Origin of the sequence: Chryseobacterium sp. G0201 (genome assembly GCF_003815655.1) — a bacterium.
Lineage (GTDB): Bacteria > Bacteroidota > Bacteroidia > Flavobacteriales > Weeksellaceae > Chryseobacterium.
The window spans coordinates 3698596-3720630 of record NZ_CP033917.1 but is presented as its reverse complement, the minus strand read 5'-3'; the positions used below and the strand labels follow the sequence as shown (position 1 = coordinate 3720630).

Sequence of the window (22035 nt, the reverse complement as noted above, 5' to 3'; positions counted from 1 at the left end):
ATCGCACCATGAAAATCAATTTTAAAAAACTTCCTATCAGTAAGAAGTCGTGTCTTTTTGTTCTTTTCTTTACTTGTATGCTTGTTTTCGCAAGCTTTAATAAAGAGGACAGACAGAAAATACGGACGTTTAAAAGAGATTTAATGCACAAATTAAATCTTGATAATGAGCCCTCCATAACAGATGCTAAAGATCCTCCCGATGATATAACCGGAGAAAAATTAACATCAGCAGGAAATAAGCAATCTGAACATACTCAAAAAGAAGGAGTACAAAAGCAGGAAAAGACAGATGCTAATGTAATTGGAAAATTTGACAACAATTTTTCAGATGTAAACCATGTTTTCGATGCAAAAGAAAAGCAGGGAACCATTGGAACGTTCTCTGAGAAAGAAGAAGACAGAATTTCTGACAACTTTTTTACCGTTGAATTACCTGATAGAGTGAATGCTAAAAAGACGGCATATTTAGAATACGATCTTTATGGGTTAGCATCCTATCATTCTGTTCCGCGGTCTTTGAATCACAATATAGCATTTGGTGGGGACATCATAGTACCTAATGCACAGTGGAACCATCAGCGTGAAGAGATCAGTTCGGATTTACTTCGTACGGGAACAAATACAATATTGTTCAACACGCCACTTGCTGGGGTAAAGTATAAAGTTAAGAATTTAAAGATTGTCTTTGAAAACAATAAAGCCACTAATAAGAATGTAATTGTAAGCTCTGTTCTTTCAGAGGACAAATTATATGTGAAAGGAAATAACTTCCAATCAGGTGCAGTTTATATTAACAAAGAGAAGATCAACGTTCAAAACAGGGAGTTCGAAAAAATCCTCGAGCTAACCGAACAGGATAAGAAATCGGGACATTTTACGGTTTCCACAGATGGTAGTATGCAGGCGTACAAAATCCCGGCAGCCGTCAAAGCTTATAAAATAATCGACAAACCTTATTTCTCATCAAGAAAAATTGAAATTTCAAATGATAGCGAATATAATATAAGCTATGAAAATTTGGATGTAAAAATTGACAAAGAGACTTCAAAGTCGGCTTCTGTGGAAATCTTAAAACTTCGTGAGAAGGATTTCCCATCTACAGCACAAGGTCTTAAAAATGTTACTTTAAATAACGCTGCATATAGAATTTCTATTACTTCGGGCAAGCTTGCAAAGAAATTAAAATTATCGTTGCCGTATGATGAAAACCGTCTTGGACTGATTTCTCCAAAAGATATAAAGGTTTTCTATTTCGATTATGAGAAAAAGGAATGGAAGATAGAATCCTCCGCAGTAGTTGACGAAAAATCAAAGACAGTAGTCATTGAAAGTGATAAGGATAATGATTATATAAATGGTATCATCTCGGTTCCTGAATCTCCTGTCGTTAACTCATTTGCCCCAACAAGTATCAGTGGGCTAAAAGGTGGTGATCCAACTTCGGGAATGCAGTTGCTGGCACCACCTAGTCCTAACCAAAAAGGGGATGCTGCAATGTCATACCCTGTTATTATCCCGGCGGGAACAAATGGAATGCAACCACATTTAGCCATTACCTACAATAGTAGCAAAGGTAATGGATGGATGGGTGAAGGTTGGGATATTTCCGGTATTTCGGGAATAACACTGGATACCCGCTGGGGTACACCAACTTTTGAAAATGGATACGAGTCTGAAATATATCTTTTGGACGGTGAAATGTTAATATATGAAGGAGACTACCTTCCTCACAGACATATCAGTACACCAGGCTCTATGGATATTACAAGACAACCTCGAACTGCTGGCAAAAAGAACTTCTACCTCAGAAAAAATAACAATTTTACACGAATTGAAAGATATGGTTCATCCCCCTCTACCTATACCTGGGTAGTCACTACGACAGATGGTACAAAGAAATACTATGGTGGAAATGAAAATGGAGTAAATGAAAATGCCGTAGTAAAAGCAAACAGCGGTGGTATTGTACAATGGGGCATCACAAAAGAAATTGATACCCACAATAACAATATCAAATATACCTACCTCAATAAACAGTTCGTTCAGGGTATGGTTCCTATTTCCGGTGACAATCTCAATCTGGAAAAGGGCCGGCAGTTCCATATTGACTATATCAAATATTCTGGTGTAAACGATGCAGATGGTCCTTATACAATACATTTTTCGTGTAAAGACCCTAATAGACCGGATTATTCAATCAACACCAAAGATGGATTAAAACGTGTTGAAATAGAGCGCTTAGATGTGATCGATATCAGACATGAAACAAATGGAATTAGAAACTACTATTTTACCTATACCACCGGCCAGTTTTATAAGAGTCTCCTTAAATCCATATCAGGACCAGGCGTAAATTATCAGCTGGATTATTATAATGATACCGGTAATGCTGTTTTTGGTCCAGATAAATTTGTAAATGCGCCTGCACCTGACGCTTTTTCTGGTACAGTGAACTCCGCTTTAACACCTTCAAGGATCAGTGCCGACAATAATTTTGAATGGGGTTGGTCACTGCGAACCGGAGCTGGACTTGGTCTGTTTATTCCACACAGATCAGGCGACAAGAATTTTATGGTGAGCGGCTTTGTCGGCGAATCATATCCAGATATTAAAAGAGGACAAGAGCTTCTTGATTTTAATGGTGACGGTCTTGTTGATATTCTATACCGAAAAAGAAATGGCGATAATGGGATCAAGCTAATTCCTGGCTCTTTGGACGGGAATGGAAACCTTGAATTTAGTGCACCTCAAATGGATGTGCTGAACCTTAAATCAAATTTCACAAAAACCACTGGCAGCACATTCAATGCTGGGGCAACAGTTCTAATAAACTGGTGGAAGATGGGTTTTGACTTTACCAAAAGCTGGTCAGAGAGTGACTCTAAAACACCTGTTTATCTGATTGATGCTAATTCTGATGGATTGCCGGACGTAGTCAAAGATGATAAAGTATGGTTCAACAAAATAAACCCTAATGGTCAACCAGAAATGGTTACGACCAGTGATATGACCGAAAATATGGTTATGAAAGGGAGCGTACCCGTTCCTTATACAGAACCGGAAGATTTGGATGATGACGAAGGTGAAGAGCCCGTTAAGGCAAAAAATGATGTTGTAAAAGTATGGATTGCGCCAAAAGCGGGCTACATCACCATTTCTGATAACATTTCGATCACGGATATACAGAAGACTAAAGCACGAGCGGTTTATTCGATCGAAGTAAAGAATCCCCAAAATTTACCTAAAAATGGACGTGTTTTTCTGACTACTTTAATCGGGGGTAATCCAAATACTGCAATTAATGTGGAGCATTATAATGACTATCCGGGCACACCGCTGGGAATCAATAACTCTTCAAGAATACACGTCGAATCCGGTGACAAGGTATATTTTAGATTACATAAGAAAACAGGTATTAACTATGAAGTCAATACCAAACCTTCAGTTCAGTATGTAAACGCCAACGGAACTAAAATCGTGGATTCGCAGGATGAGGAACTCGACGATTTCATGCCGAACAACTTAGGTTATTCTGAAAAATATATTCTCAATAACCAGACGAAGACCCTCAAATTTGACTATATGGGTAATGGTCATATACAGATTCCAGGGTTCACAGTACCGAAACTTAATGATGATGTTACATTTAAGATTACCCTTTCAAAAGCAGAGGTAGTGAATCCAACTGATATTACAGTTGTATATTCCAAAACGTACAATGAATCTTCTGGCCCTGTCAACATTGAAGCAGTAGACACAAATTTCTTCGTAGGTCCATCTATTCCCGGTGGATATCATCTGAAATTCCATGTATTGTCAGATTCCTATATGAGCAAAGAAATTGAATGGAAAAATATCAATGTATCAGAGGGGTCATTAAATGTTTTGGATGTTGCAGACTATCCATCTTATTATGTACGGGATTTTAAAAAGAAGTTTCATGTTGCAGATTTAAACAATGCACCACAAGGAACTAATGATTATTTAATTCTAGTTAATAAAACCTTCACGTTTGCTCCATCTCTGGAAGGAAGTTTCTTATACGTGATCAAAAGAGGCGGCCATGTATTAGGCAAAAGATGGGTTAAAATTTCAAATACAGGATTGACAGAAACCTCCACCAATGGTTATTTAGATCCTATTTTATTCTATACGGGAGATCCTTATCAATCCGTACAACTGGATGATAAGATAAACATTGTAGTTTATTGTAACTCCCAAAAAGACCGCGCTGCTTACGAAGCACTGAAGATGCAGCTTCAAAATAAAATATTTAATATCTATTATGGTCCAAATAAACAATTATGGTCTTCGACTGTTGAAACAGCCTTAAACACAGGGGAATTCAATAGCATCAGTGCCGTATATCACAATTGGGGACAATTCATTTATAACGAAAGCAAGGATGTTAAAAAAACAAGTAATTCATTAACGCCTCCTGGTGGCCCCCGAGATATTCCAACCGGACCATCGGGTACAACAACACCTGATTATACCATCAATCCAGATACACCAAAGGATTCTTATGGAGCATTGATTAATAATGATTTTTTAGATTCTCCTTTTGGTCAGTTTAACTACAATTTTTCTTCATGTTCCGGAATTACAAATGAAGACCAATATGCCGAGTGCGTAGGAAATATTGTTCAAACGGATTTTCTCAATATGGCAAATACCAATATTCTGGCAGGATTTAATCCGATCGTTCCATTGAGCACTTATTATGCTAAAGGTGATCATGGCATTGTAGAAAAATGGATAAATAATGGCTTTCAAGAGCAATTTTCGATGGCTTCGTCATTCCGAGATGAAGAGTCTATGACCCCATTCTTTGTGGATGACGACCCGGATGAACAGGACATTGAGGTACAGGGTAATCCTAATACATCGATGTACGCCATAGAGAAAAAGCAAAAGAGCAAAGCTAAAACCACAAATTGGGGAATTGGTATTCCCGTGGTTTCAACTTCTACCTCAGAACTGCGAGGCTACGGAAACATCAATACACAAGACTTCTTTGATGTGAATGGAGACGGTTATCCGGACATGCTCTATAGAACAGAATCACAACTGACAAATTCACTTGGTGGCCTTAAAAGTGGTCAGGGAAGGAATTTAGAAAACAATCCTGATTCTGTAATTTCTAATAATGATAGTTTTCAGAGAACGAACACTATTGCATTTAATGTTTCAGCAGTAAAAACAGTAGGAAGAAATACAACCAATTCAAATTCTTCATCTAAACCTGATACTTCCGCAGCGTGGTCAGGAGGAACGAGTTTCTCCGATTACCCAGATTCTTATGATAAAGGATTAAAGTATTGGTTAGATGTAAATGGTGATGGCTTGGTAGACAGGGTTGAACTTCAGGATGGTCAGGTAAAATATAAATTAAATTATGGAACAGGATTAATCAATAACCCTTATGAGTCATTTGCCAGCCTTGACAGTTATGCTTCAAAACCAGTAGGATCGACTTCTGTAAGTATTGGTGGTGGACTTTCAGGCATGATTTCTCAAACTTCTAGTTTTAGTTCTGGTTGGGGGATTTCAGGGAGCCTGACCGGATCATCATCCACAGGAAGTACCAAAAAATCATTTCAGGATGTCAATGGCGATGGGCTGATAGATCTTCTCACTGTTGATGTTAATGGAAACACATCAGTAAGCTATAATACAGGAAACAAATTTGCTCCAGCTCAAGGATTGTCTAAGACTGGTGGAGTTATAAATTTTGCAAATGATAGCCAAACCTATAACGGTGCTCTAACTTTAGGTGGTGGTTTTTATATCAACATCCCTATCGTTTGGCTGTTTGGAGTTACCATTCTCTATTTTAGAGCTGGTGCAGACATGAGCGGAAACATCGGTGTGTCCATGTCAGAAATCAATAAAGGACTCAGAGATGTAAATGGTGATGGTTATCCCGATCTGGTAATTAATAATGGCAATGGGTTGCAGGTGAATTACTCTAAAATCGGACGCACCAACAAGCTTTCCAAAGTAACTGAAAAAACTTCCAATGGTACATTCACCATAGATTATGAGTTTACAAAACCTTCATATAACGATTCCCATGCGAAATTAGTGATGAAGGAAGTAAAAATTCTAAATCCTAATGTCGATTCGGATGCTTATACAATTTCAACTGACGATAAAAATATTGTCTCCCATTTCAAATATGAAAACCCAAAATACGATAGAAGGGAAAGAACCAATTACGGTTTTGAAAAGGTAATTACTGAAGATATGAACGGTACCAACGTCTACCGAAAAACCGTTCAGACTTTTTATAACAGTAATTATTTCAATAATGGAACGCTTCGCAAAAGTGAAATTTATAGTGGTACAGTATTGAAAGGCACATCTGAAAGTACATATAAACTTTATAAATATATTAACAATTATTCGCAGCTTGAAGAAATCCCGGCTGCCCAGTTTGAAAGTTATGACACTGGAGGAACACAGGGAAATAAAATTGCGGTTGTTATACCGACAGGTAGCAGCAACACAACTTATGAAAATGGCGGCTCTATAACCACCAGTTCTGTAATGACTTATAACAATAAGGCTCAGTTAACAGGCTATAGATATAACAGCAATGTTGCAAGTGCTAATTTTTATTCAGCAATATTATATCATAATATTCCGGCATTAACGACTAAAAACATTCTTGATATACCTTCTGAAATAAAGGTATATGACAACGCCAATAACATTATGCGTCAACGGAATGCTGACGTGGATTCAAATACAGGTGATCTGACCAAAGTCACTGTTAAACTAAATGGTAGTCTTTCAGGAGAAACCTTGTTAACTTACGATGCTTTTGGAAACGTAAACACCGTTACAAATCCAGTCGGGTATAAATTAACTTACGAATATGACCCTCTGGGCAAGTATGTTACCAAAGTCACAGATAGTTTTGGAGTTTACTCTTCTGCGCTTTATGATCCGGCTTGGGATGCAATTTTAGAATCTACGGATGCGGCAGGAAATAAAATGAAGTACACCTACGACGCCCTGGGAAGAATAACCTCGATATTAGGTCCAAAGGAAGTCGGAATTTCACCATACACTGTGAAATATGATTACTTTATCACGCCATATTCTACTTCAGGAAACTTGATCAATCTATATGGAGCAACCACACAGAATTATGATCCTGATTATCCAAATAATCCAATTGAGACCATTGCATTAGCAGATTTTACTGGCAAAACCGTCCAGGTAAAAAAAGATATTTTTATTGCAGGAGCAGAAAAAATGTCTGTATCTGGCCTGACCCTATTTGATATTTATGGACGACCTGTGAAGCAGTATCATCCATCCTTTGAGAATAAAGATGCCGTTTTAAATAAGAAACTGAAACTTACACTTTCACCTTATTCTTCTTCTAGTCTATATGACCAGCTTGACAGAGTAATAGTAGACATAGATGAAGATGGTAATGTAACGGATACGAAATATGAAATAGAAGGTACTTCTATGAAAAAAACCGTTTCGCAGCTACAGAATACCAATGCCCAGTTAAAATCTGAAACCTACAATAATGCTGAAGGAAAAACTGTTCTTTCGGTCAATTATTTAGCAGGACAGGCTTTAGCTTCCAAATACAGTTATGATGCAGTAGGCCAATTGCTCTTAATTACTGATCCGGAGAATATCGGTATTAAATACGATTACGATATGGGCGGACGTAGAATTACAGAAACTCACTCCGATCACGGAATTACAAGATTTAGCTACGATAAAGCGGGTCAAATGTTAAGCCGATTTACGGCCAATCTAACTGGTTCAGGTTCAGGAACGCCAATAAGCTATAAATACAACCTTAACAGGCTAATTCAAATTAACTATCCGACTTTGCCAAATGGTGCTTCAAATCCAAGCAATGTCAATTATCAATACGGATCAGCTGGAAATCAAACAGGCCGTATAGCATTTAAGTCAGATGGTACCGGAGAGACTTCTTACACCTACGGTAACATGGGTGAAGTGACCTCCGAATACAGAAAGGTTAGCGGATACAATATCCCTACTATGAACTTTACCACAGCTTACGATTATGATAGCTGGAATCGTATAAAATCAATTATATATCCGGATGGGGAGCGCATAAGGTATAAATACGATCTAGGAGGAAATTTAAAATCTATAAAAAGTGACCAGTATGGTGATTATGTCAAAGATATCCAGTACGATGAATATGAGCAGAGAACTAAGTTTATAAATGGAAATGATACTTATTCACTATACACATATGCGCCTAAAACAAGGTTTTTAGATACTCATATTTTGAAAAAAGATAATTACACGACTTACCTGAGCAATAATTATAAATATGACTTTGTTGGCAATATAATTTCAAATACAAATAGCGGGGATATCACGCCAAATCAGTTGGGTGGAAGCTATCAGTTGCTTTATGGATACGACAGTCTAAATCGCCTTACCCATGCAGTTGGGGCCATGTTAAAGGATATAAAAGGTGATCCTGTAGATCCTAACAATATGAATGCAAGTTATGAAACCACTTTAACCTATACCAAAAGTGGCGGGCTTAACACCAAGGTACAGACACAATCCGTAAGCGGGGTGACAAATACTTTAAATACCTATAAACATGTATATAAATATAAAAAAGGTACGCATCAGGTTAGTTCAGTAGCTGATCAGAATACAGCAACAGATGAGGGATTCAAATATGATTCAAACGGGAATCCTATTAATTTATCATCCACTATTGGAGATAAGGCAATGTACTGGGATGAAGAAGATAACATGAAAGCTTATTTCAGTAAACCAGAAGGAATCTTCCAGTACTATTCTTATGACAATAAAGGGGACAGAACAATAAAATATAACCTGACCGAAGGTAGTTCGCTTTATCAAAATGGTGCATTGATAAATGGGACAATGGTATTGAGCGATTATAAGATATATCCAAACTCTTATATTGTGATTACCTCCGATAATATGTTTACCAAACATTATTTTGCAGGGACACAAAGAATCGCAAGCCGTTTAGGTGATAATCCGGGGATCTTTAACAGATCAGCAAGTTCTCCAGTAACAGTAGATCAACCAAGAAATACAACGCTGGAAGCAGAAAATGACCTTAAAATATATTTGGAGAAGGCCGGTATCAATGGTGAATCAATTGAGACCGAGTTCGGGAAAAATAGCGCTCAGACCGGACTATATTACCTCCACGGTGATCATCTGGGTACAGCAACTTTTGTAACAGACGATAATGCCGTTGCAACACAATTTTTCTTAAATTTACCATTCGGAGAAACATTTGTTGAGCAACAAATTGCGGGAAAATATGAAAACCCATATAAATTCAACGCCAAGGAACTGGATTCCGAGACTGGGTTGTACTATTATGGTGCAAGATATTATAATCCTCGATTAAGCATCTGGTACGGTGTAGATCCATTGGCAATCTATAATCCAGTATTAGAAAATCAGTTCTACGGAAATGGCGAACATAATGGCGGTGTATACTATTTAGGTAATCTAAACCCTTATATCTACACCTATCAGAATCCTGTTCGATATGTAGACCCAAATGGGAAGCAAGTAGATACAGTTATTGATGGTCTCAAGAAAATGTGGAATGGCATTAATCCTTGGGCGGCAGTAAAGGCAACAAGTGATGGTCCGAGGGTAAGATCAGGTGAGGAAAGGTTCAAAGAGTTTAGAAGTGGATCAATTCAAGCTGCTAAAGGATCGGCTACTGCTGAAGTTGGACATGTAGTTCTCGATGCTGCTGGTTTAGTAGATCCAACACCTATTTCTGACACTTCCAATGCAATATGGTATGCGTTTGAAGGTGATTTTAAAAATGCTGCAATTAGTGGAATTGCCGTTGCTCCATATGTCGGTGATGCTGCGAAAATTGAGAAATATGGTGGTAAAATAATTACACAGATTCAAAAACATCATATTATTCCGCAACAACTCTATAAATTAATGCCTAAAATTGGAGATTTTATTTTGAAAAATTCCGGCATGAATTTGAAAGCGATACCTAATAGGTTTCATGGAAATCATCCGGCGTACACAAAATATATTAAAGAAGGAATTGAAAAACTTGTAGAAAAGAATCAATTTAACAAAGAAGGACTTGAAGGTTTAATCAAGGAAGCAAATGCAGAAATAAATAAAGCTTACAAGGAGTTTGAAACATCAGGACAATCGCTTAATGACTATTTTAAAAATAAAAAGTAAATATGAATCATCAACAAAAATACTATCAATTAACAGAGACTATTGATCCCAAAATAATAGGTCGCGGCGAACTGCCCCTGACCGTTGAAATTAAAGATAAAACCTTCATCGAACAAAGCGGTGATTATATGATGAATTTTAATAGGTATTTCGATGAGAAAGAAAAACTCTATGAAAACTTTCCCAAAAATTTAATTGGGAAAATGTATCAGAAGAAAAAATTACCTATTGATATAATGGCGGTAATGCCTTACCATCCGATTATTCATTTTATTATAAGTGAAAAAGTTAAAAATATCTTTGAAAAGTTAAAAATTAACAAATCAGAATATCACCTTGAAAAACTGAATATTGAGGGAAGCAATTCTCCGTTCTATTTTTTATTTATACCAATTCTAAAAGATTCTGAGCATATTAATTTTCAAAACAGCGTTTTCCGGGACAGCTTCAACGATAAAGATCGAATTTTCGGAAACTATGAAACTTATCAAACGGAAGATAAAGCGGGACATTTTGGGGCAAAAAGTATATATGTCAGTTCCAAATTGGAGAATCAGGATATTATCAAAATACAAACCGTAAAAGCTTATTTCAGTGAACGTATAATCGAAACTTTCAAGCAAGAAGCGGTAATAGGTTATGATATAATCGATAGAGGAAAGTATAAAGTCGACTTAAATTTCGATAATTAAGAGTGTATGTAAGAATGGATGTTGAGAACAGAGCCACCCTTTTGGTGGTTTCTGTTTTTCTTACATAACTTTTAAAACATATAACCAATTCCAAAACACACAATGAAGTATAAAATATCAGAAAAAAGAGCTGAATTTTTAATAGACACTTTTTTTGAATACACTTTTAAAGAGAAAGAACTACATCTAAAATCACTGAACGATATTACAGAACCAATTGATTTACAATTTATCGCAAAAAACCACAATTATGATGATGGCACCGAGATACTTGCCCATATAATTAATAATCCAAATTGTGACATTTCAACTGCGAAAATGATATTCTTTAGGTGCGATGTTGACGGTTATTTACAATTAGGAGAAGAGTCTGTCGATTTTCAATTAATTAGTTCTATCCTGATTAATTTTGAAAAACAATTTTACACGGAAGAAAGATTTTATTATGACTACAAAGAGGATTCCGATGCTTTGTCTTTCGATGAGGACCAAGCAAGAACAAACCTAAGTAGTCAAAATAGCTTATTCTCAAAGCCAAGAGGAAAGAAAATCATTCCCTCTTTTGCAGACAATTTCCACCAAAGAAATTTGAAATTCTATCCGGGATACTTAGAAATTATCGAGGCAGATGATAAATTATGTGTCAACACTGAACTTTTCAATTTTGAATTTCAGATTCCCGGCGATTTCTGTAAAGTAGATCAGGAGCAATATAATGAGTTTTATAAATCGATAAGATTTCCAAATGCGCTAAAAAGCAGGTTCGCAGAAACCGAAAACAACTTAAAAAAAATTCTGATAAAACCAACCTTGTTAATTAGAAACGATAATTTGCTCATTGTTTTGTATTTGTTTAACAGCAAATCATTACGTCTAAAAAATGGAGTGACTAATGTTGCTACAATGCTGAGGAACGAGCTCATTTATATCCAGGCTTTTGTCGATATAGAAGGCGTCGAGGAAGGTTTCGATAAAATAAACCGGATTAAACATGATGATACATGGTTTGCAATAAGTAAAGGGATGCAAATTAAAATCGCAAATATTGAAGATGTCAAATATTTAAAACTCATTTTGATGGAAAGAGATGGACTCTTATTTTCACTCTCTATTGTTAGCGATGATGCCGAGAACCTGACAAATGAAATCATAAATGATGTAATTAATAAATTTTCTATTACTTGAGTAGGTTGGTTTTTAATAAGACTTTAATGTCCAACAAGTTGCATCTCTGTTTTGCAGAATCTGAAAAGTAGTATATCTTATTACAATATAAAATATTCAAGGCAACCGCACTCTGCACTACCACACATAAAAATAAATAGTTAAATAAAAAATGGAAAAATTTTTAGAAGCGCTTAAGAAACGTGCTGGATCTTTTTTATTAAAAATGGAGGATTTCAAACCCTTTAGCACAAATATTCGAGTTGATGGACAAATAATAGATACAATCAGCAATGTGGAACCCTGCTCTATTGAAGAACAGTACTTATCACTTCTCAATGGTGTTCAACAAGATTTAAAAGATTCTGACATTCAAGCATCAGCAATAGTGCTTGCTGGCAAAGCGGATGGTTATGATGTTGTTTTAATAGAAATTTTCACAGCTCTTCAAAAAAAATATCAGCTGGTATTTCCATACACTATTGCTGGTGAAACTGTAACCTTCGGAATGGATTTAAATAGGGAATATCATGGCAACAGTAGGAAATACAACTATATCTATTCTTAAACCTAATAATTTTCGAGCAGATATTTAAGGAACAAATGTAATGACACGCTGAATTAAACCTAAAAGGCGAATATCTAAATGTAGATATTCGCCTTTTTAACACAATTAGTTTAGCGTTTTAGCAATGCTATTTCTGAGTATTGTTAAACTGAAAACTCACTTTTTGCTCATGCCCTTTCGTATCAGAAATCCAGACATCAAATGCCTGAGTAACAGTTGAGGTTGATTCATAATATAGTCTGAAGACCTCCTCTGGAACCAGATATAAATCATTGGGATTGAGGGTAACCATTTTACCATTACCCATTGATAATTTACCTGTTCCATCAAATTGAAAGTACCTGATGAAATATTGCGTACCTTCATAAATACCTTCTGCTTTAATGGTACACCTTATAGTTACTTTTTCACCTTTCGTAATGCTTTTTGGTACTGGCATGACTTCCAATTCGAATGGAAAATCTGTCTTTACATCGAGTTCCTTGTCGCAGGAACTTATGGTAAATAATAACATCACAAGTCCGGCTATTGAGCCCAAGAACTTCAAACGGCCAGCAAAAGAGACTTTTTTTATTATTAAAAATTTCATTGTTTTGAGATTTAAGAATTAGAAAATATAACGAAAGCCGAGACCTGCTGAGGGACGAAGTCGTTCGACCGAAGTTCCCCAGATTACTTTACTCCTCCCATCTATAAGCATCACGATATGATCACTTAGATAAGCTTCTACAGAAAGCCGCAAATCACCCCCATAAATAAAACTGTCTTTATTCTGTATGACAGCACCATTGGAAAGCAAGCTTTCGCCTTCGTTAATTACTTCATAACCGGCCACTCCGCTTAATCCCAGATTTAATGAGATGTTCTTTGACCAATCACCCAGCAGACGAAAGCTATAGCCTCCTTCAACTGAATAGGTTTCAACAGGAATATTAAAACCTTCAAATTGGTGTTTTTTATAGGTATACTCGATTCCCCATAATTGATAACTCCCGTTTTTTCCGTTAATCGTCATTGCTGCACGGAGATAAAAATAATCATGTATCGGCTTACGATCGGAGATTAGTCCCGCAGCAATTTCAAAGCCTTTTTGCCCCTTAATCAGCCGCTGTGCTTGAAGGCACTTTGCGCTCAACATACATATTATTATGGCTGCTATATATTTATACATTTCAATTTTTTTTAAGGGTTAAAAAATTAGTTTCAGATCAGTCACTGGTTTAGCCCTTATCAGATCTGTATTTTCAACTTCCAATATTTGATGCCGCCCGCCATTTTTCTCAAAAATTTCAATACGGAACACTTTATCATCATCGAGGGTAAACTGGTCAAGCAGTATAACATTTCTTTCACTTCGATTAGCATTTATGCTTTCTAACGGAAGATATACCCTGAGTGGCTTCATCTCGCTTTCCTGAACAGCAGTACGTCTGGTAGTTTTCTTATCAGCAATTTTAAATGTTATAAAATCAACATAAAAAGGGACGTTGGATTTATTCTTTACCTGGATATGGAAATAATACTTACCATTGTAAATGTAAATACCTTGTAATAAGAAACTGATCCCAAAACTGTACGAACCAATGTGCTTAATCAGCTTCTTATCCCTGTTATAAATAGTTTTAAGAGCAGCTTCTGTCAACGAAGGCTGAGTATCGCCAAGGTTTTCAAAAAGGACATCGTTCACTTTTTCTTTCTCTTCGGTCTGGAGCATTTTAAGCACATCATAATTTAAGGTAGATGGATAACGGCTGTAAAACACATCAAAATTATAGAAATGACCATCTTCGGTAATCACAGAAAAATTGGTCTCTGGTTCAAAATCCCGTATGGCAGCCTTTATTCTGAGTACATTATCCGCTTCTTCGGCTTTTCCCGCAATGAGGAATTCACTTCCCAGATCAACATATTTTATCTTTGAGGGGAAAATGATATGTGTCGTTTTATCATAGGTAACCGTTAGCCAATAGGGTTCTATCGATCCGGCTTTCAATTTGGAGTCAGCTTTTATCGTATCAGTGGCAGGAGCGCCTCCATGTTCCTGGGCACATAGCTTTAAAGTGCATACCGTAAGGCACAACACCAGCATGATATATTTAAATTGTAGCATATTTTCTATTTTTTTGCATTAATCATTATTTTTTTGCCATCAGAAACAACTGATATCCGGCCTTAAGTGTAATTTTTGGCATTCGTACTTTCTTGGCAAAGTATCCCGAAACGCCCTGAACCAGACTTTTACTTAAATCTGTAGTAATCTGTTGTCCGGCCGTTGAACTTAATGAAACACTTGTTCCCGATGTGTTGCCCATATTGGCGGCCACTTCAGTGAGTGCATTTCTTTCCGGTGAATAAGGAACAGAAAGCCCCGGTTGACCGTCCAGATCGTATACCATAATTTCAACAGGAAGAATGTTACCTGCAAATTCTATGGAAGTGATTATTAGTTGAAGCCTTGTAGTTTGAAACTTCGCAATAGCTGTCACTACTGTTCCCTTAGGCACCATCATTCTTGCAACCCGTATTGGATCTAAAAGCCTTATTCTCACGCCATTATCAGCGGTAACAATTTGAGTCTCATGAATACAGGCACGAATACTATTGGCCTGCTGAAACTCATCATGTACTTTTCCGGCAGTGAAAAAGTTTCTGCCGTCCATACGGATTAAACCAGCCAGCAAAGCACTGTCTGAGGGTTCACGATACAACGCGGAAACAATGCCTTTTTTAGTTGGATAAACATTTACCACTGGCCCCTTGGATTTAATCTTGTCCATTGTATCATTTGGGCTTTTAGCAATTTTCTCCTCTGTCCTCGAAGGCGTATTGGGGAAATATTTGGCCGCCATTTGGTAACTTTTCTCCATTAAAGCCAATTGACTTTCAACAGGATTCGTTTGTGGTGTTTCCCTTTGGGCCAGTTGCGCTTTTAGCGACTTTACCTCATTTTGCAATTGCGTGGTTTCTCCCTTGTCCTGATAAAAAGAGCCTAACGTCCCCTGAATATTGCGATAGCTATTGAGAGCATCATTTTGATGGTTAGGAGCAGAAACCGCAAGATTATCCCCTGAGGTATTTGCGAGCGTTTGTGATTTTATGCTGTCCGTATTCCAATACTCAGAAAGCGTCGAGAGGGATTTCTTTTTATCCAACTCTTTTTGTTCCAAAAGTTCGCTTTCATAAGCCTTTCCCTTATCGGCCTGCATTCCAGCTTCGGTAGCCTGAGGAACAACCTCATTCAATCCTGTTTGATCCTCATTTTTTTTATCAGATGATGGCACAAAAATTAAATATATACACCCTGCAAATACGAGTGCCATCAAACAGAAAATAATAGGTTTTTTTATTTTCTGGAATTTATCGTTTGGAGATCTTTCGGGATCAACAACAGGCTTTTGCCCTACTTCGGTAAGCCTCACCCCCCCTTTACTGTTATCATTTTCTTTCATGTCGATTATTTTTTTAAAATGATTGATGCTGAATCTTTTAATGACGTGTCCTTTTGCAGAGTGGGATTTCTGATATGATCGATCCTTGCTTTCTGTAAGGTATTAGCCGATTTAGCGTCATACCAAACGTTCAAAATCACACACCCCGTAACCAGCAGGTAGCCCGTAAAAAAAAGAATCAAAAATTTACGCTGTTCTCTGGCGGATAGTCTCTGCCAACGTTTTTCTAGCCTGTACGCACAGGCATCAATAAATACTCTTAGCTTTTTCATGTTATGCTAATTTTAGCGCTCAACGACTTGTAAATCCTTATTTTCCAGCACGCTGAATTTCTCGATATTAAAGCCTTGCGGGTTGTTATCGGATCGAACGGAATTAACCAGATAACAGGAGGTTACAAGGCTTCTTTCTGTTAGGTTGCTGGACCGGATGATGAATTGTTTAGCATAAGTACGTACCGCATATGGGTAAGTATCAAAATTGCACAGCACACTGTCCACTTCTATCCGCTGTTGGATATTGCCTGAAATAATCCTGTTGTAATAGCCTTTCTCTGAAAGATCCTTGTAATAATTGAAAGCACTTTTATCTGCCAGGTTAAATGCTCTTTTCATATTACTTTCGATGGCGTTTTTATCAGGAGCCAGCGTAAAAAACAGTTCGTGAAAACGGCGCACATGTTCTTTTGCTTCCACCGGACGGTTGATTGTGACATCCTGAGCTAATGCAAGCATCAAGGATTTACCATTGTCGAGCACATAAATCTTTTGCCGTTGCTGCTCAGCGAAATGGTAAGACTGCCAGATGGCGTATCCCATAACCGAAGTACACAGCACTGCAAAAATGATGGCATATAGTCTGATCTGGCGAAAACTGTTTTCAATATTTCTAAGTGTTTTAAATTCCATTATTGAAGATTTTTGGTGATTAATTATTTCATAAGTTGGCCGCTTACATTCCCTGCCGCTGCACCTGCCCCCGCACTTGCAACATTTCCAGCTTTCTGCGCGGTTTGTGTAACATTACGCATGAAATTACCGGCACCACCAGCCTGAATAATCCAGCCTGTTACTGTCGGTACCGTGAAATAACCCACTATGCCGATAATCATAAAAATCAGGTAGATCGTGTTAGATCCGTCGGGTATGAAATTGGGGTCAGACAGGTTCGCAATGTCTTTTTCGAGCATCAACGATTGAAGTTTAGCCAGCATAGCGCTGAAAATATCTGCAACGGGAAGCCATAAATACACGCTCACATAACGGGATATCCACTGGCTTAATGTCGACTGAAAACCATCCCAGACGGAGATAGCAAATGCGATTGGGCCCAGTATAGACAACACAATCAGAAAGAATGTACGTATTGTATCAATGACCAATGCCGCCGACTGAAAGAGAATTTCAAGCAAATCGCGGAACCAGTTTTTAATTTTCTGCTCCAACTGATAGCTTCCCCGTTCCATGTACATTCCTGCCATTGTTCCAAGATCCGAAGGTGACCAGCCCAGTTCTTCCAGCTTTTTATCAAATTCTTCGTCGGAAATTAAATACGCCTGTTCTGGGTTTCGCAGCATCGCTTCCCGTTCCAACTGGTCTTTTTGTACCTGTAGTTTATTAAGATCCAGAACCTGGTTTTCGAGCATACTATGTGTACCCTTGACTACAGGACTAAGCACTGCATTAATGGTTCCCAGCACGATGGTTGGAAAAAACATAATACAAAGGCCCAGTGCAAATGGTCTTAAAAGTGGAAATACATCGATCGATTCGGCACGGCTTAGTGCCTGCCATACTTTAAGCGCAACATAAAATAATGCACCCAAGCCTGCAATACCTTTTGCAACCGCTGCCATCGTAGCGGACATCGGAAGCATCTCATCATATAACGAGCGCAGGACTTCGTGAAGATTATCAAATTCCATAATAAAATAATTAATAGGGTTTACCAATATTTTTGATTAGAGTTGCCATATAACTGAAGTACACGCTGTGCATCGTTTTTCTTTTTGCCTCTCAGGTAGCTGACAGAAATATTTTTGTTAGTATAGTACCGAACCAATTTTTGGTATTCGCTGACTTCCTTGTATACCCTGTCAATTATTTCCATACGCTCCTTATCATTCATCGAAAGGCTGGACGCATTAATGATTTCCTTGAGGTCTTTGAGCAGATCTCCGCTTTCATTTAATAGTTTGGAGTAACCGAACGCTATGGCCGTTAATTCCTGCGGTGAGAAGTTGGGATCATTAATCATTTTCCCAAAATTGTTCACATACAATTCCGAAATATTTCCGACCATGAGTACCGTCTGTTGGACCTTTCGGGCATCCTTAACCAGATTGGTGACTGCTTTAAGCTTATCGTAATACTCTTTTCCCTGCGTGTAGACTTTCTGCACTTCCTGAAAACTCTTCAGCGTATTGGTGACGGTGCTGGAGGTTTGTACAATCTGCTGGGCGCTATTCACAATACCTTGGGCAAGATTGGTCGGATCTGTAACCACAAATTGAGCTTTGGCGGGCGTAAACCCTAATAATAGGGCAGCAAATGCCATTAACATAAATTGTTTCATTGTTTTGGATTTTAAAATGTTATTAAATTTTATTGATTTTCGACTTTAGCGGCAGCAATCCTTTTGATTGCCAGCTCAACATTTCCGCCGAGTTCTTTTGCAAGCTGCATGACTTCAAGCTTTTCTGTTTCCTCGGTCGTATAGGCGAGATACTCTTGGGCCGACACTTCGGTAGCATATACCGCCGAGTGGGTGCCACCCAGTCCTATCCAAACTTCCTTGTAAAAGCGGGAGGGATCGTTATTCATATTGATGGATAAAACCTGTGCTTTTTCCTTATCGGTCAGTCCCAACATCGCCTGAATGTCATCGAATTTATTCATGTACTTACGCTGGTCAAGCAGAATTTTACAGTCCGAATTATTAATGATACTTTCTCTTACAATTGGCGAGTGGATAATATCATCTACCTCTTGTGTAACAACTATCGCTTCACCAAAGAATTTCCTAACCGTTTTAAACAAGTATTTTAAATATTCTGCCATCCCTTCCTTGGCAATGGCTTTCCAGGCTTCTTCAATTAATATGAGCTTTCTGATCCCTTTGAGCCTTCTCATTTTGTTTATGAAGACCTCCATAATGATGATCGTGACAATGGGAAAAAGGATTTTGTGGTCCTTGATCGCATCAATTTCAAACACAATAAAGCGCTTGGAAAGCAGGTCAAGCTGCTTATCGGAATTAAGGAGATAGTCATATTCCCCACCTTTATAGTAAGGTTCCAATACATTTAAAAAATTGGCCAGATCAAAATCTTTTTCCCTTACTTCTTTCTCCCCAAGAATCTTGCGATAATCACCTTTTACATACTCATAGAATCCGTTAAAAGAAGGATGCTCGTTTTCCTTTTTGATCTTTTCAATATAACCGCTTACGGCATTGGAAAGCGCAACTTCCTCTGCGCGCGTTGGAGGTTCATCATCACGCTTCCAGAGCGTTAGTACCAGCGTTTTGATACTTTCTCTTTTTTCAATATCAAAGACACCATCATCAGTGTAAAAAGGGTTAAAAGCAATCGGATTATCTTCGGTATAGGTGAAATAAACCCCATCCTCTCCTTTAGTTTTTCCTTTAATCAGCTCACATAATCCCTGATATGAATTCCCGGTATCAACCAATAATACATGGGCTCCCTGCTCATAATACTGTCTGACCATATGGTTGGTAAAAAATGACTTACCACTGCCCGATGGACCCAAAATAAATTTGTTCCGGTTGGTGATGATTCCTTTTTTCATCGGCAGATCTGAAATATCCAAATGAATAGGGTTTCCGGTTAAACGGTCCGCCATTTTGATACCGAACGGGGACAGTGAGTTTTGGTAATTGGTTTCTTCGGAGAAAAAGCATAATGCTGGCTCTATAAACGTGTAAAAACTCTCTTCACTCGGGAAATCGCCTGCATTGCCGGGAATACCTGCCCAATATAATGTAGCCACGTCCGTAGTATTATGATGGGGTTTACATTCCATCAGTGCTAGTGCACTACCAGTATCATTCTTCAATTGTTTCAATTGGGATGGATCATCAGACCATGCCATCACATTGAAGTGCGCCCGAATCGAAGAAAGACCATAGGAATGCGCTTCGTTCAGGTAGCGTTCAATCCATTCCTTATTAATTTGGTTACTTCTACTATACCTGCCCAGTGAATGCATATTCCTTGCAGATTTCTCAAATTTTTTTAAGTTATCATCACTGTTATCCAGAAACAGATATTGGTTGTAAATGTGATTACAGTTTAAGAGCAGTCCCACCGGAGCTGCAAAGGATAAACGGCAGTCGCTCCGATCGGTAGAAAGCTTTTCAAATCGCGTATCTGTAGAAACGGTACCAGGCAGCTCATCGGTATCTGATAAAGTATGCAGGCACAGCCTGTTATTACCTATCCTCATTTCTTCAGCGCCGATTGCAATATCCTGCAAAGCGGTTCCAGCTTGTCTTGATAAGGTAAAATACTGATCGAGTAATCCTTGCTTGCCACTGCTACCGGTAATATCTTCTTCACTTAACCTTTCCAATTTCACAAAACCGCAGTCGTTAACAATTCTTTCAAACTGGCTTACGCTTTCCATAAACCTGGAAACCGCTTCTTTGTCCCTGATTTCTTTAGGTACCAGCACCCCTTTGCAGAGTGTAGAGAAATTGCTCTGCATTCTCATTCTGTCTTTTGAGGTTTTGGTAATAAACACATAACAGTAGTGGTTCAGAAAAGGGCGCTCGTTAAAATGCTGCTGGTAGGACTTTGCCAAAAAACTCATGTCATCTTTAGCCAAATCAGGTGAATAGTTTTCTTTGATATACCAATCCTGTTTATGGATTACCGTATAATCGGGCAATGTTTTAATAGCCTTATGCCATGCAGAATGGATCGCTTCGTATTCAGGTGCAGCCACCGTAAACAGTTCTGGCAGGTAAACCCTAAAACATGCTGTAACATCAGCTTCCTTCGAAATAATACAATGGTTTTCTACCGCCAATAATGGAAATTTACTTTCCAGCGTAGTTGCTTTACTTACATTTCTCATCCTACAGGTATTTTCGGTTGCACTTTCAAACAGCGGTAAATAGACCTGCGGCAGATAATATACTTTGGGTGACTTTTCCTCGCGCCCAGTTTCATCAGTCCATGCTCACCATATTTCCTGTTGAGCGAAAAGGTCTGCCAGATGATCAGTGAGGCTCCGCTCACTCCCGTAAGAAGGCACGCGTAAGAATTAACCCCTGCCATATAAATCACCATCACCAGAATAAGGATGCCCAATAAACCACCTGCAAAAATGAACAGGTACTGCGCTTTGAGTCCCTTAAATTCTACCGTCCTTCCAATCCCTTTATTAATATTGTAATTATTCATAAGGCAAGCGATTAAAGGAAGAATGAACGTAAGATCGTAGCCGCCACAATCAGAAAAATACAGGCACCAAACCAGCTTGCTGCTGTTTTGCTCGTGTCCGGATCTCCAGAGCTAAACTTATTATAAACCTTTACCCCCCCGATCAGTCCTACTACTGCACCAATAGCATAGATCAGCTTGGTGGCTGGATCAAAATAAGAAGTCACCATTTGGGTGGCTTCATTGATTCCCGCAGAACCATTTCCCTGCGCAAACACCCCAGAAACCGACAGTAAAATCAACCCTGCCAGCATCAGCTTTTTTCGTTGTTTCTCCATTTTATTTGAATTATTTGTTAAAGATTTTCCCACACCTTGCGGGATCTGGAAACAAATGTATCGGGGAAGAAATGGCGAACTAATACATTGGCAGTCAGTGGAATCACTTGTCTTCCCATGGCTTTAGAACTCATTTTAAAACGCTAAAAAATTGCATAGTCATCGTCCTAAAA

15 protein-coding genes are annotated in these 22035 nt (G+C 38.1%); 4 read left to right on the top strand and 11 right to left on the bottom strand.

Annotation, left to right across the window (positions count from 1 at the left end):
* Positions 1 to 8: 8 nt before the first annotated feature.
* The 4 genes from EG348_RS16670 (at position 9) to EG348_RS16655 (ending at position 12665) form a co-directional block, all read left to right on the top strand.
* Positions 9 to 10241 (top strand): SpvB/TcaC N-terminal domain-containing protein, encoded by a 10233-nt coding sequence (locus tag EG348_RS16670; RefSeq protein ID WP_123984101.1) that lies wholly within the window; start codon positions 9 to 11, stop codon positions 10239 to 10241.
* A gap of 2 nt (positions 10242 to 10243) precedes the next feature.
* Positions 10244 to 10933, top strand: coding sequence for a hypothetical protein (locus EG348_RS16665; protein WP_123984100.1), 690 nt, complete (start codon positions 10244 to 10246; stop codon positions 10931 to 10933).
* Between the two features lie 102 nt (positions 10934 to 11035).
* Positions 11036 to 12118: a DUF4274 domain-containing protein gene (locus EG348_RS16660; protein WP_123984099.1), complete on the top strand. Its 1083-nt coding sequence runs from the start codon at positions 11036 to 11038 to the stop codon at positions 12116 to 12118.
* Positions 12119 to 12269: 151 nt separating this feature from the next.
* The gene (locus tag EG348_RS16655; protein WP_054511024.1) at positions 12270 to 12665 is read left to right on the top strand and encodes a hypothetical protein; all 396 of its coding nucleotides are present in this window, start codon (positions 12270 to 12272) and stop codon (positions 12663 to 12665) included.
* A 127-nt stretch (positions 12666 to 12792) separates the two neighbouring features.
* On the opposite strand, the gene EG348_RS16650 is transcribed toward EG348_RS16655, so the two are convergent.
* The 11 genes from EG348_RS16650 to EG348_RS16600 form a co-directional block, all read right to left on the bottom strand.
* Complete coding sequence (locus EG348_RS16650) at positions 12793 to 13179, bottom strand: DUF3872 domain-containing protein (RefSeq protein WP_054511124.1); 387 nt, start codon at positions 13177 to 13179, stop codon at positions 12793 to 12795.
* 93 nt (positions 13180 to 13272) lie between these two features.
* Positions 13273 to 13836 (bottom strand): conjugal transfer protein TraO, encoded by a 564-nt coding sequence (locus tag EG348_RS16645; protein WP_123984098.1) that lies wholly within the window; start codon positions 13834 to 13836, stop codon positions 13273 to 13275.
* 18 nt (positions 13837 to 13854) lie between these two features.
* On the bottom strand, positions 13855 to 14754 hold the full coding sequence (gene traN / locus EG348_RS16640; protein WP_228414768.1) for a conjugative transposon protein TraN: 900 nt from the start codon (positions 14752 to 14754) through the stop codon (positions 13855 to 13857).
* A 46-nt stretch (positions 14755 to 14800) separates the two neighbouring features.
* Positions 14801 to 16114: a conjugative transposon protein TraM gene (traM, locus tag EG348_RS16635; protein WP_123984096.1), complete on the bottom strand. Its 1314-nt coding sequence runs from the start codon at positions 16112 to 16114 to the stop codon at positions 14801 to 14803.
* A gap of 5 nt (positions 16115 to 16119) precedes the next feature.
* Complete coding sequence (locus EG348_RS16630) at positions 16120 to 16386, bottom strand: hypothetical protein (protein ID WP_054511021.1); 267 nt, start codon at positions 16384 to 16386, stop codon at positions 16120 to 16122.
* 12 nt (positions 16387 to 16398) lie between these two features.
* On the bottom strand, positions 16399 to 17022 hold the full coding sequence (gene traK / locus EG348_RS16625; protein WP_054511020.1) for a conjugative transposon protein TraK: 624 nt from the start codon (positions 17020 to 17022) through the stop codon (positions 16399 to 16401).
* A gap of 23 nt (positions 17023 to 17045) precedes the next feature.
* Positions 17046 to 18038 carry a conjugative transposon protein TraJ gene (traJ, locus tag EG348_RS16620; protein ID WP_123984095.1) on the bottom strand — a complete coding sequence of 331 codons (993 nt, stop codon included), beginning with the start codon at positions 18036 to 18038 and terminating at the stop codon, positions 17046 to 17048.
* A gap of 20 nt (positions 18039 to 18058) precedes the next feature.
* A complete protein-coding gene (locus EG348_RS16615; protein ID WP_123984094.1) occupies positions 18059 to 18688 on the bottom strand; it encodes a DUF4141 domain-containing protein in 630 nt (209 codons plus the stop codon).
* 29 nt (positions 18689 to 18717) lie between these two features.
* Entirely contained in the window at positions 18718 to 21216 is a 2499-nt protein-coding gene (locus EG348_RS16610) for a TraG family conjugative transposon ATPase (protein ID WP_123984093.1), read from the bottom strand.
* Positions 21213 to 21545 carry a DUF4133 domain-containing protein gene (locus EG348_RS16605; RefSeq protein WP_123984092.1) on the bottom strand — a complete coding sequence of 111 codons (333 nt, stop codon included), beginning with the start codon at positions 21543 to 21545 and terminating at the stop codon, positions 21213 to 21215. The genes EG348_RS16610 and EG348_RS16605 overlap by 4 nt, the downstream gene beginning before the upstream one ends.
* An 11-nt stretch (positions 21546 to 21556) precedes the next feature.
* Positions 21557 to 21862, bottom strand: coding sequence for a DUF4134 domain-containing protein (locus EG348_RS16600; RefSeq protein ID WP_066753164.1), 306 nt, complete (start codon positions 21860 to 21862; stop codon positions 21557 to 21559).
* Positions 21863 to 22035: the final 173 nt, after the last annotated feature.

What these genes read in the sequence shown, in the direction of transcription:
- EG348_RS16670 (WP_123984101.1), top strand. Translation starts at nt 9, where the DNA reads ATGAAAATCAATTTTAAAAAACTTCCTATCAGTAAGAAGTCGTGTCTT.
- EG348_RS16665 (WP_123984100.1), top strand. Translation starts at nt 10,244, where the DNA reads ATGAATCATCAACAAAAATACTATCAATTAACAGAGACTATTGATCCC.
- EG348_RS16660 (WP_123984099.1), top strand. Translation starts at nt 11,036, where the DNA reads ATGAAGTATAAAATATCAGAAAAAAGAGCTGAATTTTTAATAGACACT.
- EG348_RS16655 (WP_054511024.1), top strand. Translation starts at nt 12,270, where the DNA reads ATGGAAAAATTTTTAGAAGCGCTTAAGAAACGTGCTGGATCTTTTTTA.
- EG348_RS16650 (WP_054511124.1), bottom strand. Translation starts at nt 13,179, where the DNA reads ATGTTATTATTTACCATAAGTTCCTGCGACAAGGAACTCGATGTAAAG.
- EG348_RS16645 (WP_123984098.1), bottom strand. Translation starts at nt 13,836, where the DNA reads ATGTATAAATATATAGCAGCCATAATAATATGTATGTTGAGCGCAAAG.
- traN (WP_228414768.1), bottom strand. Translation starts at nt 14,754, where the DNA reads ATGCTGGTGTTGTGCCTTACGGTATGCACTTTAAAGCTATGTGCCCAG.
- traM (WP_123984096.1), bottom strand. Translation starts at nt 16,114, where the DNA reads ATGAAAGAAAATGATAACAGTAAAGGGGGGGTGAGGCTTACCGAAGTA.
- EG348_RS16630 (WP_054511021.1), bottom strand. Translation starts at nt 16,386, where the DNA reads ATGAAAAAGCTAAGAGTATTTATTGATGCCTGTGCGTACAGGCTAGAA.
- traK (WP_054511020.1), bottom strand. Translation starts at nt 17,022, where the DNA reads ATGGAATTTAAAACACTTAGAAATATTGAAAACAGTTTTCGCCAGATC.
- traJ (WP_123984095.1), bottom strand. Translation starts at nt 18,038, where the DNA reads ATGGAATTTGATAATCTTCACGAAGTCCTGCGCTCGTTATATGATGAG.
- EG348_RS16615 (WP_123984094.1), bottom strand. Translation starts at nt 18,688, where the DNA reads ATGAAACAATTTATGTTAATGGCATTTGCTGCCCTATTATTAGGGTTT.
- EG348_RS16610 (WP_123984093.1), bottom strand. Translation starts at nt 21,216, where the DNA reads ATGAGAAATGTAAGTAAAGCAACTACGCTGGAAAGTAAATTTCCATTA.
- EG348_RS16605 (WP_123984092.1), bottom strand. Translation starts at nt 21,545, where the DNA reads ATGAATAATTACAATATTAATAAAGGGATTGGAAGGACGGTAGAATTT.
- EG348_RS16600 (WP_066753164.1), bottom strand. Translation starts at nt 21,862, where the DNA reads ATGGAGAAACAACGAAAAAAGCTGATGCTGGCAGGGTTGATTTTACTG.